The following is a 12,664-nucleotide window of genomic DNA, read 5'->3' as shown; positions in this document are numbered from 1 at the left end:
GCGCACGAGCCCCTCGAAAGAGTGGTTCGAACGGGTGATCCGGGCAGCCGCGAGGCACCACGAAGCAGACCCACGTTGGGCCGACACGCCAGTCTAGTCGGAGCCGGCGCGAAAACACGAATCAGGCCGCCGTGTGGCAGCGCGGCCCCGTGGAGGCACTACTGGACATGAGGGAGACCGAGGCCCGGGACCGGCTGGCGGCGATCTACGACGCCTGCGCGCCGCGAGTCTACGCGTACGCCGCGCGCCACTGCGGCCCGGACGACGCCGACGACGTGGTGGCCGAGACGTTCGCGGTCGCCTGGCGTCGCATCGACGTCGTTCCGGACCCCGCCATCGGCTGGCTGATCGTCACCGCGCGCAACGTGGTGGCCGGACGGCGTCGCACCGCCCGCAGGCACGTCGACCTGGCCCGGCTGGCCGCCGAGCTCGCGCGCCACGAGGTGCCCGCGGCCGAGGAGGTCGCCGTACGGCGACAGACCGTGCTCGATGCGCTGGCGACCCTCTCGGAGCGGGAGCGTGAGGCGCTGCTGCTCACCGCGTGGGACGGCCTCGACCACACCGCGGCGGCGGCCGTGGCGGGCTGCACCGCCCGGGCCTTCCGCGCCCGGCTGATGCGGGCCCGGGCCCGTCTCACCGCCGCCCTGCTCACCGACCCCACACCCGAGATCCGCCTGCCCGAGAGGAACCGATCATGAACATCGACGAGCTGCTGCGCGAGACCGCCCCGGACGAGGGCCGGCTGCGCGCCGAGACCGACCGCCTCCGCGGAGACGTGCTGGCCCGCGCGACGTCGGGTCGCCGTCGGCGGGTACGCCGCCCGTGGCGGGCGGGCATCGCCGCCGCCGCGATGGCGAGCGTCGGGGTCACGGGGGTCGCCTACGCGGCCGGAGGGGTGCCCGCGCTCTTCTCCTCGAACGTCGCGGACGCCGGTCGCGATCTCGGCGTCCCACCCGAGCAGGTGCCCGATCTCACCCAGATCGTCGACCTGACGCTGCCGGACGGCAGCCGGTTCGCCGCGTGGCAGGGCGTCTCCGAGAGGATGTGGTGCACGGCGTACATCGACCAGTGGGACGGTCGGGCGATGGGCTCCGGCGGCACCTCGTGCAGCGACTCTGGCCCCAGCGGATTCGACCTGAACCGCGTCCAGATCGCCTGGGCGCAGGCCGCGGACGAGTCGACCTACTACCCGGTCCTCTTCGGCGACGCCGACGACGGGACGTCCGCCGTCCGGGTCAGGGGACAATTCAGCGCGACGGGTCAGAAGGTCGACCTCACCCTGCCGGTCGACCCGAGCACCGGCGCCTTCGCGGTCACACTGCCGGGCACCGACCCCCGCCCGTGGGACTACCTCGAGGACGCCTCGGCGACGTTCCGCAAGAGCGGGATCACCGTCGAGTTCCTCGACACCTCGGGTGCCGTCACCCGGACGGTCGACGACCTCTACTCCTGACCCCAACTCAGCCGGCCAGCAGCTCCAGCGTGCGCTCGCGCGCCGGGCTGCCGGCCGGCTCGGTGCCGGCGTACGCCCCGGCGACCGGGTGGACCATCACCTCGTCGACGCCGTACGTCGCCGCGAGCTCCTCGAGCCGGGCCCGGGAGCGCTCCGGAGCCCCGATGACCCACCGCTGGGCCATCGCCTCCACCAGGTCCAGGTGCGGCTGCGGCAGCTCGACCTTCTCGGCCTCCTCGACCAGCCGCTGGGGCAGCAGCTCCTGGCCGGTGCGCAGCGCGAGCATCGCGAGCAGCTGAGGCCACGCCAGCCGGGCCGCCTCCTCCTCGGTCTCGGCGACGACCGCGTTCACGGTCAGGAAGGTCCGCGGCTCGGACAGCTCCGGCGAGGGCCGGAAGTGCTCCCGGTAGAGCGCCAGCGCCTCCGCGGTCCCGCTGCCCGAGAAGTGATGGGCGAAGACGTAGGGCAGCCCCTTCTCGGCGGCGAGCCGGGCGGAGTAGTCCGAGGACCCGAGCAGCCAGATGGCCGGCACCGAGGTCGCGCCGGGCGTGGCCCGGAGCGGGTAGGTGCGGCCCTGCACGTTCAGCCCCACGCCGGCCGGCGCCATCATCGCGAGCACGTTGTCGACGTACTCGGGGAAGCGGGTGACCGCCTCGTCGCTCACCCCGCCGGCCCCGTGCCGCAGCGCGTACGACGTCACCGGGTCGCTGCCCGGCGCCCGGCCGATGCCGAGGTCGATCCGGCCCGGGAACGCCGCCTCGAGCAGCGCGAACTGCTCGGCGACGACCAGCGGCGCGTGGTTGGGCAGCATCACGCCGCCCGACCCGACCCGGATCCGCTCGGTCGCGCCCGCCACCAGCCCGATCAGCACCGGCGGGTTGGTCGCGGCGACCGCCGGCATGTTGTGGTGCTCGGCCAGCCAGTAGCGGGTGTAGCCGAGCCGGTCGGCGACCCGGGCGAGCGAGAGCGTGGCCGCGACCGCGTCGGCCGTGGCCTGGTCGCTGCGGACCGGGACCAGGTCGAGGACGGAGAGGGCGGGACTCACCTCGGAGGAACCGGCGCGGGCGGGGCGCTATTCCGGTGTGCGCTCGTCGGGCGACTTCATCGCGCTGGTGCGCTCCTCGATCTCGGTCTCCGACATCCGCCGCGACGCGAGCAGGCTCGCGACCGCGGTGACGGCCAGCGTGGCCAGGATGACCCCCAGGCTGAGCAGCGACGGGATCTCGGGAGCGCTGATCGGCTCGCCGCCGTTGATGAACGGGATCTCGTTCTCGTGCAACGCCACCAAGAAGAGCTTGACGCCGATGAACGCGAGGATGAAGGCCAGGCCGAGCGAGAGGTAGACCAGGCGCTTGAGCAGGCCGCCGAGGAGGAAGTAGAGCTGGCGCAGGCCCATCAGCGCGAACACGTTGGCGGTGAAGACCAGGTACGGCTCCTGGGTGATGCCGAAGATCGCCGGGATCGAGTCGAGCGCGAACAGCAGGTCGGTGGTGCCGAGCGCGATGATGACGATCAGCATCGGCGAGACGAGGCGGACGCCGTTCTTGCGGTACCACAGCTTGAGCCCGTGCCACTCCTCGCCGACGTTGAGGTGCCTGCGCGCGAAGGTGACGACGCGGTTGTCCTCGGGGTGCTCGTCCTGGTGGGAGCGGTAGCTCCTGACCAGCGTCACCGCCGTGTAGACCAGGAAGGCGCCGAAGAGGTAGAAGACCCAGCTGAAGTTGGAGATCAGCTGGTAGCCGAGCGCGATGAAGATGCCGCGGAAGACCAGCGCCAGGACGATGCCCACCATGAGGGCCTCCTGCTGGTACTCGCGGGGCACCTTCAAGGCGGCCATCAAGATGATGAAGACGAACAGGTTGTCGATCGAGAGCGAGTACTCCGTCAGCCAGCCGGTGTAGAACTGCACGCCGAGGTCGGAGCCGTGGATGAACCAGATCCAGCCGCCGAACAGCACCGCGGCGCCGATGTAGATCGACAGCGCGATCGCGCATTCGCGGAACGACGGCTCGTGGGGGTTCCGGGCGATGACGATCACGTCGAAGAGCAGCACCGCGCAGGTGACGCCGATCGTGATCGCCCATTCCAGGGTCGAGATCTCCAAGGGGACAACTCCTGCATCGAGGGGACGAGAGACCGTCAGAGGTCTCTCCCACCGCCGTACGGGCGATCCACGGATCCGGAGCGAGGCCGCTCGTGCTGACGAACCCGCAGCGAAGGGATACTCCCCACTGCGCGGCCCATCCTGTCACACGGCGGGTCGCCCGCCGAACTTCACACCCAGCGCGGACAGCGCCTCCTCGCCGCCGTCCGGGGCGGTCAGTACCCACGTGCCGGTCGGCGTCAGCGTGAAGGTGTGCTCGAAGTGCGCGGCCCAGCCGCCGTCGTCGGTGACGACGGTCCAGTCGTCGTCGAGGACCGAGGTCTCCTTGCTGCCGAGGGTGATCATCGGCTCGACCGCGAGGGCGAGGCCCTCGACCAGCTTGGGGCCCTTGCCGGGGCGGCCGTGGTTCGGCACGTTCGGCGGCTGGTGCATCGCGGAGCCGATCCCGTGGCCGGTGTAGTCCTCGACGATCCCGTAGCGGCCCTGGCCGCGGACATAGCGCTCGATCGCGGCGGAGATGTCGGTGACCCGGCCGCCGAGGTGGGCGGCGGCGATGCCGCGCCACATCGCCTGCTCGGTGACCCGCATCAGCTCGGCGACCTGCTCCGACACCTCCCCGACCGCGACCGTGATCGCCGCGTCGCCGTGCCAGCCGCGCCCGGAGTCGTCCGGGGCGATGGCCCCGCAGTCGATCGAGATCACGTCGCCGTCGGCCAGCACCCGGTCGCCCGGGATGCCGTGCACGACCTCGTCGTTGACCGAGGCGCAGATCGAGGCCGGGAAGCCGTGATAGCCCTGGAACGACGGGGTCGCGCCGGCGGAGCGGATGCTGTCCTCCGCGATCGCGTCCAGCTCGGCCGTGGAGATGCCGGCGCGTACGGCGCCGCGCAGCAGCTCCAGCGTCGCGCCGACCACCAGGCCGGCCCGGCGCATCGCGTCGAGCTGGTCCGGCGTCTTGATCTCGACGCCGCGGTCGAGCAGGCCCATCAGCTCTCGGGGATGATGTCGAGCGCTTGGAAGACGCGCTCGGTGACGTCGTGGACGTCGCCCATGCCGTCGATCTCGACGACGATGCCGCGCTCCTGGTAGACCGAGATCAGCGGCTCGGTCTGCTCGAGGTAGACCTCCTGCCGGCGGCGGATGACCTCCTCGGTGTCGTCCGCGCGACCCTCGACCTGGGCACGCTGGAGCAGCCGGTGCACGATCTCGTCCTGGTCGACGGTCAGGCAGACGACCGCGTCGAGCTGGTGCCCGGTGAAGCGGATCATCCCGTCGAGCTCCTCGACCTGGGCGAGGGTGCGCGGGTAGCCGTCGAGGAGGAACCCGTTGACGGCGTCCTCCTCGTCGATCCGGTTGCGGACCATCAGGTTGGTGACCTCGTCGGGGACGTACTCGCCGGCGTCCATGTAGCGCTTGGCCTGAAGGCCGAGCTCGGTGCCCTGGGAGACGTTGGCCCGGAAGATGTCGCCGGTGGAGATCGCCGGGATCTTGAAGTGCTCGGCGATGAACTTGGCCTGGGTGCCCTTGCCCGCCCCGGGCGGGCCCATGATGATCAGACGCATCGGATTACCGCAGGAACCCTTCGTAGTTGCGCTGCTGGAGCTGGCTCTCGATCTGCTTCACCGTGTCGAGGGCGACACCGACCATGATCAGGATGCTCGTGCCACCGAACGGGAAGTTCTGGTTGGCACCCACCATCACGAACGCGATGAGCGGGATCAGGGCGACCAGGCCGAGGTACAGGGCTCCGGGCAGCGTGATGCGAGACAGGACGTAGGAGAGGTACTCCTCGGTCGGCTTGCCCGCCCGGATCCCGGGGATGAAGCCGCCGTACTTCTTCATGTTGTCGGCCACCTCTTGGGGATTGAAGGTGATCGAGACGTAGAAGTAGGTGAAGAACACGATCAGCAGGAAGAACGTGATCATGTAGAGCGGGTGCGAGCCCTGGACCATGTAGTCGTTGATCCACCGGACCCATCTGGATTCCGAGTTCCGGTTGAACGACGCGAGCATGGCGGGCAGGTAGAGCAGCGACGAGGCGAAGATGACCGGGATGACGCCGGCCTGGTTCACCTTGAGCGGGATGTAGGTGGAGCTGCCGCCGAACATCTTGCGGCCGACCATCCGGCGGGCGTACTGCACGGGGATCCGGCGCTGCGCCTGCTCCACGAAGATGACCGCGCCGATGATGACGAAGCCGATGACCAGGACGATGCCGAACGTCCACCAGCCCTTGGTGTTCTGGACGGCCCACAGCGAGGACGGGAAGCCCGCGATCACCTGGGTGAAGATCATCAGCGACATGCCGTTGCCGACGCCGCGCTCGGTGATCAGCTCGCCGAGCCACATGATCACCGCCGTGCCGGCGGTCATGGTGACGACCATGACGAGGAACGTCGCCGTGCCGTTGTCGACCAGCAGGTCCTCGTTGCAGCCCTGGAGAAGCTCGCCCGAGCGGGCCAGCGCGACGATTCCCGTGGCCTGGAGGACCGCGAGGCCCAGCGTCAGGTAGCGGGTGTACTGGGTGATCTTGGTCTGGCCGGACTGGCCCTCCTTCTTGAGGGCCTCCAGCCGCGGGATCACGACCACGAGCAGCTGCAGGATGATGCTCGCGGTGATGTAGGGCATGATGCCGAGCGCGAAGATGGTGAGCTGGAGCAGCGCACCGCCGGAGAACATGTTGACCAGGCTGTAGAGGCTGGCGTTCTCGCCGCCCGAGGCGATGGCGACACACGTCTGCACGTTCGCGACGTTCACGCCGGGGGTCGGGATCTGGGATCCGAGCCGGAAGATCGCGATGATCAACAGGACGAACAGCAGCTTGCGCCGCAGGTCCGGGGTCCGGAAAGCGTTCGCGAACGCGCTCAGCACGGGATCCTCTTTCTCCAAGCGTGAAACAGCCCCTGCGAGTCGATCGCAAGGACCCGGGGAAGCCTAACAGTCACCAGGTCAACCCCTGAATGCGCGTCGGGCGCGGTGGTCCTGTACGGCGACAGGACCACCGCGCCCGGAGCACGGGATCATTCCGGCTCACACCGTGGTGACGGTGCCGCCGGCCGCCTCGATCTTCTCCTTGGCCGAGCCGGAGAACGCGTTCGCGCTCACCTGGACGGCCACCGACAGCTTGCCCTGGCCGAGGACCTTGACCGGGTGGCCGTCGCGGACGGCGCCCTTGGCGACCAGATCGTCGACCGTCACGGCGCCGCCGTCGGGGAAGAGCTCGCCCAGGCGGTCCACGTTCACGACCTGGAACTCGACCTTGAACGGGTTCTTGAAGCCCTTGAGCTTCGGCAGCCGCATGTGGATCGGCATCTGGCCGCCCTCGAAGGCGGCCGGGACCTGGTAGCGGGCCTTGGTGCCCTTGGTGCCGCGGCCCGCGGTCTTGCCCTTGGAGCCCTCACCGCGACCCACCCGGGTCTTCGCGGTCTTGGCGCCGGGGGCCGGGCGCAGGTGGTGGAGCTTGAGCGTCATGTCAGTCGACCTCCTCGACCGTCACGAGGTGACGGACGGTCTGGACCATGCCGCGGATCTCCGGGCGGTCCTCCTTGACGACCACGTCGCCGATCCGCTTGAGACCGAGCGTGCGCAGCGTCTCGCGCTGGTTCCTCTTGAGGCCCACGAGGCCCCGGTCCTGCCGGACCTTGAGCTGTGCCATCAGGAGGACACCTCCTGCGAGACGCCCGCGGGGACCTCGGCGCGAGCCCTGAGCAGGGCCGCCGGGGCGACCTCCTCGACGGGCAGGCCGCGCCGGGCGGCCACGGCCTCGGGCTGCTCGAGCATCCGGAGCGCCTCGACGGTCGCGTGGACGATGTTGATCTGGTTCGACGAGCCGAGCGACTTGCTCAGCACGTCGTGGATGCCGGCGCACTCCAGGACCGCACGCACCGGGCCACCGGCGATGACGCCGGTACCGGGAGCGGCCGGACGCAGGAGGACGACACCGGCCGCCTTCTCGCCCTGCACCGGGTGCGGGATGGTGCCCTGGATGCGGGGAACCTTGAAGAAGTGCTTCTTGGCCTCCTCGACGCCCTTGGCGATCGCGGCCGGCACCTCCTTCGCCTTCCCGTAGCCGACGCCGACGAGACCGTCGCCGTCGCCGACGACCACGAGGGCGGTGAAGCTGAAGCGACGACCGCCCTTCACGACCTTGGCGACACGGTTGATCGCAACGACGCGCTCGATGTAGGCGGTCTTCTCAGCACCCTGGCCGCGACGGTCGTCGCGGCCACGGCGCTCGCCACCGCGCTGTCCGCGCTGGGCTCCGCTCATGAGACTTTCCTCTTCTCTCTGCTGGTCCGTGCGATCAGAAGCTCAGGCCGCCCGAACGGGCGCCGTCGGCCAGGGCCGCGATGCGGCCGTGGTACTTGTTGCCGGCGCGGTCGAAGACCACGCCCTCGACACCGGCCGACTTGGCGCGCTCGGCGACGAGCTCGCCGACCTTCTTCGCCTTGGCGGTCTTGTCGCCGTCGAAGCCGCGCAGGTCCGCCTCCATGGTGGACGCCGACACGATGGTCTTGCCCACCAAGTCGTCGACGACCTGGACGGTGATGTGCTTCGACGACTTGGTCACGACGAGCCGCGGCCGCTCGCGAGTGCCCGAGATCTTCTTGCGACCGCGGACCTGGCGACGCAGGCGCGACTTGACGCGCGCGGCGGTGTGCTTGTTGTGCGACAGCGAGATCGCCATGGTCACTTACCAGCCTTTCCGACCTTGCGGCGGATGTGCTCACCCGCGTAGCGAACGCCCTTGCCCTTGTACGGCTCAGGCTTGCGCAGCTTGCGGATGTTGGCGGCAACCTCGCCGACGAGCTGCTTGTCGATGCCCTGGACGCCGAGCTTGGTCGGGCCCTCGACCGAGAACGTGATGCCCTCAGGGGCGTTGAACGTGATCGAGTGCGAGTATCCGAGCTGGAACTCCAGCTGGGTCGGGCCCTTGGACAGGACGCGGTAGCCGACGCCCACGATCTCGAGCTTCTTCTCGTAGCCCTCGGTCACGCCGACGACCATGTTGTTGACCAGGGTGCGGGTCAGGCCGTGGAGGGCCTTGCTCGCCCGCTCGTCGTCGGGCCGCTTGACGTCCAGGACGTTGTCGGCCCTCTCGACCGTGATCGGGGACGCGACGGTGTGGGACAGGGTGCCCTTGGGGCCCTTGACGGTCACCACCGCGCCGTCGATCGCGACGTCCACGCCAGACGGGACCGCGATCGGAAGCTTGCCAATGCGCGACATGCTCTTCTACTCCTTCGCAGATCTCGAGGTCACCAGACGTAGGCGAGGACTTCCCCACCCACGCCCTTCTGGTTGGCCTGGCGGTCGGTCAGCAGGCCCTGGCTCGTCGAGATGATCGCGACGCCGAGGCCGCCCAGCACCTTCGGCAGACCCGTGTGCTTGGCGTACACCCGGAGGCCCGGCTTGCTGATCCGGCGGACGCCCGCGATGGAGCGCTCCCGGTTCCGGCCGTACTTGAGCGTGATGGTGAGCGTCTTGCCCACCTCGCCCTCGGCCGGGTCCTTCACCTCGAACGAGGTGATGTAGCCCTCCTGCTGGAGGATCTCCGCGACGCCCTGCTTCAGCTTGCTGTACGGCATGGACACCGCGTCGTGGTACGCCTGGTTGGCGTTGCGCAGACGGGTCAGCATGTCTGCGATCGGGTCGGTCATCGTCATGATGGGTTCTTTCTCGTCGTGGTTTCGCCGCGCACTCGGGCACTGGCGACCTGCAACGTGTGTGAGGTGATTACCAGGAGGACTTGGTGATACCGGGCAGCTCGCCCCGGTGCGCCATCTCCCGCAGGCAGATGCGGCACAGGCCGAACTTGCGGTAGACGGCCTTGGGCCGGCCGCAGCGCTGGCAGCGGGTGTAGCCGCGCACCGCGAACTTCGGCTTGCGAGCGGCCTTCACCTTCAGAGCGGTCTTCGCCATGTCAGTTGCCCTCCTTGAACGGAAATCCGAGCTGCTTGAGCAGCGCGCGACCCTGCTCGTCGTTGGTGGCGGTGGTGACGATCGTGATGTCCATGCCCCGCGAGCGGTCGATCCGGTCCTGGTCGATCTCGTGGAACATGACCTGCTCGGTGAGGCCGAAGGTGTAGTTGCCCCGGCCGTCGAACTGGTTCGGGTTGAGGCCGCGGAAGTCGCGGATGCGCGGCAGCGCGAGCGACAGCAGGCGGTCCAGGAACTCCCACATCCGGTCGCCGCGCAGCGTGGCGTGCGCGCCGATCGGCATGCCCTCGCGCAGCTTGAACTGCGCGATCGACTTGCGGGCCTTGGTCACGAGCGGCCTCTGGCCGGTGATCGCGGTGAGGTCCCTGACCGCACCCTCGATCAGCTTCGAGTCGCGAGCCGCCTCGCCGACGCCCATGTTGACCACGATCTTGGTCAGGCCGGGCACCTGCATGACGTTCGCGATGTCGAACTCCGACCGCAGCGCCGGGAGGATCTCCTCCCGGTAGCGGGTCTTCAGACGCGGGGCGACCGCGGCGGAGGTGGTGGTCTGGGTCATCAGATTTCCTTGCCGGTCTTGCGGGAGACGCGCACGGAGCGCTCCGCCTCGTACGTCGAGCCGTCGGGACGCCGCTTGGTGACCTGGTCCCGCCGGAAGCCGATGCGGGTCACGCCGTCGCCCTCGACGAGCATCACGTTGGACACGTGGATCGGGGCCTCGGCGGTGATGATGCCGCCGGTCTTGCCGGCGCGGCCGCCCTGGTTGACGACCTTGGTGTGCCGCTTGACCCGGTTGACGCCCTCGACGATCACCCGCTGCTCCTCGCGGAGCACCCGGATGACCTTGCCCTCGGCACCCTTGTCCTTGCCGGCGATCACCTTGACGGTGTCGCCCTTCTTGATGTTCACGCTGCTCTTGCCCATGCCTCAGAGCACCTCCGGTGCGAGCGAGATGATCTTCATGAACTTCTTCTCGCGCAGCTCGCGGCCCACGGGGCCGAAGATGCGGGTGCCCCGCGGCTCGCCGTCGGCCTTGAGGATCACGGCGGCGTTCTCGTCGAAGCGGATGTAGGAACCGTCGGGACGGCGGCGCTCCTTGACGGTGCGCACGACGACGGCCTTGACGACGTCGCCCTTCTTCACGTTGCCACCGGGGATCGCGTCCTTGACGGTGGCGACGATGACGTCGCCGATGCCGGCGTAGCGGCGACCCGAGCCACCGAGAACACGGATGCAGAGGATCTCCTTCGCACCGGTGTTGTCGGCGACCTTGAGCCGCGACTCCTGCTGAATCATTGATTTCTCCTATGTCGTGCCGGTTCTCGCTGCCTGAGCGGTGAGCGAGCCTGGCCGAACCCTGAGTTGACTTTCCGGCTCCGCCGGGGGGACTACTTGGCTCGCTCGAGGATCTCGACGACGCGCCAGCGCTTGGTGGCCGACAGCGGACGGGTCTCCATGAGGAGGACCCGGTCGCCGATGCCGCACTCGTTCTGCTCGTCGTGCGCCTTGAGCCTGCTCGTGCGGCGCATGACCTTGCCGTACAGGGCGTGCTTGACCCGGTCCTCGACGGACACGACCACGGTCTTGTCCATCTTGTCGCTGACGACCAGGCCCTCGCGGACCTTGCGGCGGTTGCGCTCGGTGGCGGCGCTCTCGGAGGTGGGGCTCACTTCTCGTCCTCATCAGTCGAGCCCGGCGCGGTCCGGATGCCGAGCTCGCGCTCGCGCACCACGGTGTAGATCCGGGCGATGTCCTTCTTGACCGTGCGCAGACGGCCGTGGCTCTCCAGCTGGCCGGTGGCCGCCTGGAAGCGGAGGTTGAACAGCTCCTCCTTGGCCTCGCGGAGGCGGGCCTCCAGGTCGACGGCGTTCAGGTCGTCGAGCTCGTGTGCCTTGGTGGCGGCCATCAGAATTCACCTGCCTCACGGGAGACGAAGCGGCACTTCATCGGGAGCTTGTGCATCGCGCGGCGCATGGCCTCGCGAGCGGTTCCCTCATCCACGCCGGAGAGTTCGAACATGACCCGGCCGGGCTTCACGTTGGCGACCCACCACTCGGGCGAGCCCTTGCCGGAGCCCATCCGGGTCTCGGCCGGCTTCTTGGTCAGCGGGCGGTCCGGGTAGATGTTGATCCAGACCTTGCCGCCACGCTTGATGTGACGGGTCATCGCGATACGGGCCGACTCGATCTGGCGGTTGGTCACGTAGTGACCCTCGATCGCCTGGATGCCGAAGTCGCCGAAGGCGAGACGGGTGCCGCCCTTGGCCGCACCGGTCCGCTTCGGGTGGTGCTGCTTGCGGTGCTTGACACGACGGGGCATCAGCATGTCGCTCAGCCCTCCTTCGGTGCAGTGTCGGCGGGGGGCGGGGCGCCGGCCTCGGCCGGAGCCTCGGCGGCGGGGGCCTCGGTGCCACGGTCCGCACGCGACGGGCGGTCGCCGCGCGAGCCACGGCTCGGGCGGTCGCCGCCACGCTGCGGGCGGCCACCGCGACCGGGAACGCCGGCGCGGGCGGCGGCCTGGGCCTGGCGCTCGGCACGGGTGCCGGCGACCTCGCCCTTGTAGATCCAGACCTTCACGCCGATGCGGCCGAAGGTCGTGCGGGCCTCGTAGAAGCCGTAGTCGATGTCGGCGCGGAGGGTGTGCAGCGGCACGCGGCCCTCGCGGTAGAACTCGGTGCGCGACATCTCGGCGCCGTTGAGGCGGCCGGAGCACTGGATCCGGATGCCCTTGGCACCCGAGCGCATCGAGGTCTGCATCGCCTTGCGCATCGCCCGCCGGAACTGCACGCGGCCCGACAGCTGCTCGGCCACGCCCTGGGCGACCAGCTGCGCGTCGATCTCGGGGGCCTTGACCTCGAGGATGTTCAGCTGGACCTGCTTGCCGGTGAGCTTCTCGAGCTCGCCGCGGATGCGGTCGGCCTCGGCGCCACGGCGGCCGATGACGATGCCCGGACGCGCGGTGTGGATGTCCACCCGGACGCGGTCGCGGGTCCGCTCGATCTCGACCTTGGCGATGCCGGCCCGCTCCATGCCCTTGGAGAGCAGCTTGCGGATGGCGACGTCCTCGCCGACGTAGGACTTGTAGAGCTTGTCGGCATACCACCGGCTCTTGTGGTCGGTCGAGATGCCCAGGCGGAAGCCGTTCGGGTTGATCTTCTGACCCATGAG

General features: G+C 69.3%; 21 protein-coding genes. 2 read left to right on the top strand and 19 right to left on the bottom strand.

Annotated elements, in window-relative coordinates:
• Positions 1-167 precede the first annotated feature (167 nt).
• On the top strand, positions 168-698 hold the full coding sequence (locus ACYVKX_RS09950) for an RNA polymerase sigma factor (RefSeq protein ID WP_460831456.1): 531 nt from the start codon (positions 168-170) through the stop codon (positions 696-698).
• Entirely contained in the window at positions 695-1,453 is a 759-nt protein-coding gene (locus tag ACYVKX_RS09945; protein WP_460831454.1) for a hypothetical protein, read from the top strand. Before ACYVKX_RS09950 ends, ACYVKX_RS09945 begins: the two co-directional genes overlap by 4 nt.
• A 7-nt stretch (positions 1,454-1,460) precedes the next feature.
• Here the strand turns inward: ACYVKX_RS09945 and ACYVKX_RS09940 are convergent, their stop codons facing one another.
• The 19 genes from ACYVKX_RS09940 to rpsC all read right to left on the bottom strand — a co-directional run bounded on the left by ACYVKX_RS09940 (position 1,461) and on the right by rpsC (position 12,661).
• Positions 1,461-2,498, bottom strand: a complete 1,038-nt coding sequence (locus ACYVKX_RS09940) for an LLM class flavin-dependent oxidoreductase (RefSeq protein WP_460831452.1) — start codon at positions 2,496-2,498, stop codon at positions 1,461-1,463.
• Between the two features lie 27 nt (positions 2,499-2,525).
• Positions 2,526-3,557 carry a TerC family protein gene (locus ACYVKX_RS09935; protein ID WP_460831450.1) on the bottom strand — a complete coding sequence of 344 codons (1,032 nt, stop codon included), beginning with the start codon at positions 3,555-3,557 and terminating at the stop codon, positions 2,526-2,528.
• A gap of 144 nt (positions 3,558-3,701) precedes the next feature.
• Positions 3,702-4,544: a type I methionyl aminopeptidase gene (gene map, locus ACYVKX_RS09930; protein ID WP_460831448.1), complete on the bottom strand. Its 843-nt coding sequence runs from the start codon at positions 4,542-4,544 to the stop codon at positions 3,702-3,704.
• Entirely contained in the window at positions 4,544-5,119 is a 576-nt protein-coding gene (locus tag ACYVKX_RS09925) for an adenylate kinase (protein ID WP_460831446.1), read from the bottom strand. Before ACYVKX_RS09925 ends, map begins: the two co-directional genes overlap by 1 nt.
• Before the next feature lie 4 nt (positions 5,120-5,123).
• The gene (gene secY / locus ACYVKX_RS09920) at positions 5,124-6,428 is read right to left on the bottom strand and encodes a preprotein translocase subunit SecY (RefSeq protein WP_460831443.1); all 1,305 of its coding nucleotides are present in this window, start codon (positions 6,426-6,428) and stop codon (positions 5,124-5,126) included.
• Between the two features lie 159 nt (positions 6,429-6,587).
• The gene (rplO, locus tag ACYVKX_RS09915) at positions 6,588-7,028 is read right to left on the bottom strand and encodes a 50S ribosomal protein L15 (RefSeq protein WP_460831441.1); all 441 of its coding nucleotides are present in this window, start codon (positions 7,026-7,028) and stop codon (positions 6,588-6,590) included.
• Between the two features lies 1 nt (position 7,029).
• Complete coding sequence (gene rpmD / locus ACYVKX_RS09910) at positions 7,030-7,212, bottom strand: 50S ribosomal protein L30 (RefSeq protein WP_378562101.1); 183 nt, start codon at positions 7,210-7,212, stop codon at positions 7,030-7,032.
• Positions 7,212-7,826: a 30S ribosomal protein S5 gene (gene rpsE, locus ACYVKX_RS09905; RefSeq protein WP_460831438.1), complete on the bottom strand. Its 615-nt coding sequence runs from the start codon at positions 7,824-7,826 to the stop codon at positions 7,212-7,214. The genes rpmD and rpsE overlap by 1 nt, the downstream gene beginning before the upstream one ends.
• Positions 7,827-7,860: 34 nt before the next feature.
• Complete coding sequence (rplR, locus tag ACYVKX_RS09900) at positions 7,861-8,244, bottom strand: 50S ribosomal protein L18 (RefSeq protein ID WP_460831650.1); 384 nt, start codon at positions 8,242-8,244, stop codon at positions 7,861-7,863.
• Positions 8,245-8,246: 2 nt separating this feature from the next.
• Complete coding sequence (gene rplF / locus ACYVKX_RS09895; RefSeq protein ID WP_460831436.1) at positions 8,247-8,786, bottom strand: 50S ribosomal protein L6; 540 nt, start codon at positions 8,784-8,786, stop codon at positions 8,247-8,249.
• A 29-nt stretch (positions 8,787-8,815) separates the two neighbouring features.
• Positions 8,816-9,223: a 30S ribosomal protein S8 gene (rpsH, locus tag ACYVKX_RS09890; protein ID WP_459973401.1), complete on the bottom strand. Its 408-nt coding sequence runs from the start codon at positions 9,221-9,223 to the stop codon at positions 8,816-8,818.
• Positions 9,224-9,293: 70 nt separating this feature from the next.
• Positions 9,294-9,479: a type Z 30S ribosomal protein S14 gene (locus ACYVKX_RS09885; protein WP_194698512.1), complete on the bottom strand. Its 186-nt coding sequence runs from the start codon at positions 9,477-9,479 to the stop codon at positions 9,294-9,296.
• 1 nt (position 9,480) lies between these two features.
• Complete coding sequence (gene rplE / locus ACYVKX_RS09880) at positions 9,481-10,056, bottom strand: 50S ribosomal protein L5 (RefSeq protein ID WP_460831433.1); 576 nt, start codon at positions 10,054-10,056, stop codon at positions 9,481-9,483.
• Positions 10,056-10,421, bottom strand: coding sequence for a 50S ribosomal protein L24 (gene rplX, locus ACYVKX_RS09875; protein WP_460831431.1), 366 nt, complete (start codon positions 10,419-10,421; stop codon positions 10,056-10,058). The genes rplE and rplX overlap by 1 nt, the downstream gene beginning before the upstream one ends.
• A gap of 3 nt (positions 10,422-10,424) precedes the next feature.
• Positions 10,425-10,793: a 50S ribosomal protein L14 gene (gene rplN / locus ACYVKX_RS09870; protein WP_205473917.1), complete on the bottom strand. Its 369-nt coding sequence runs from the start codon at positions 10,791-10,793 to the stop codon at positions 10,425-10,427.
• Positions 10,794-10,885: 92 nt separating this feature from the next.
• Positions 10,886-11,167 (bottom strand): 30S ribosomal protein S17, encoded by a 282-nt coding sequence (gene rpsQ / locus ACYVKX_RS09865; protein ID WP_460831428.1) that lies wholly within the window; start codon positions 11,165-11,167, stop codon positions 10,886-10,888.
• Complete coding sequence (rpmC, locus tag ACYVKX_RS09860; protein WP_460831425.1) at positions 11,164-11,403, bottom strand: 50S ribosomal protein L29; 240 nt, start codon at positions 11,401-11,403, stop codon at positions 11,164-11,166. The genes rpsQ and rpmC overlap by 4 nt, the downstream gene beginning before the upstream one ends.
• Positions 11,403-11,822, bottom strand: a complete 420-nt coding sequence (gene rplP, locus ACYVKX_RS09855) for a 50S ribosomal protein L16 (RefSeq protein WP_460831421.1) — start codon at positions 11,820-11,822, stop codon at positions 11,403-11,405. The genes rpmC and rplP overlap by 1 nt, the downstream gene beginning before the upstream one ends.
• A gap of 5 nt (positions 11,823-11,827) precedes the next feature.
• Complete coding sequence (gene rpsC / locus ACYVKX_RS09850; protein ID WP_460831419.1) at positions 11,828-12,661, bottom strand: 30S ribosomal protein S3; 834 nt, start codon at positions 12,659-12,661, stop codon at positions 11,828-11,830.
• Between the last annotated feature and the right edge of the window lie 3 nt (positions 12,662-12,664).

This window comes from Nocardioides hungaricus (assembly GCF_054782915.1).
This window is presented reverse-complemented; position numbering and strand designations above follow the sequence as displayed.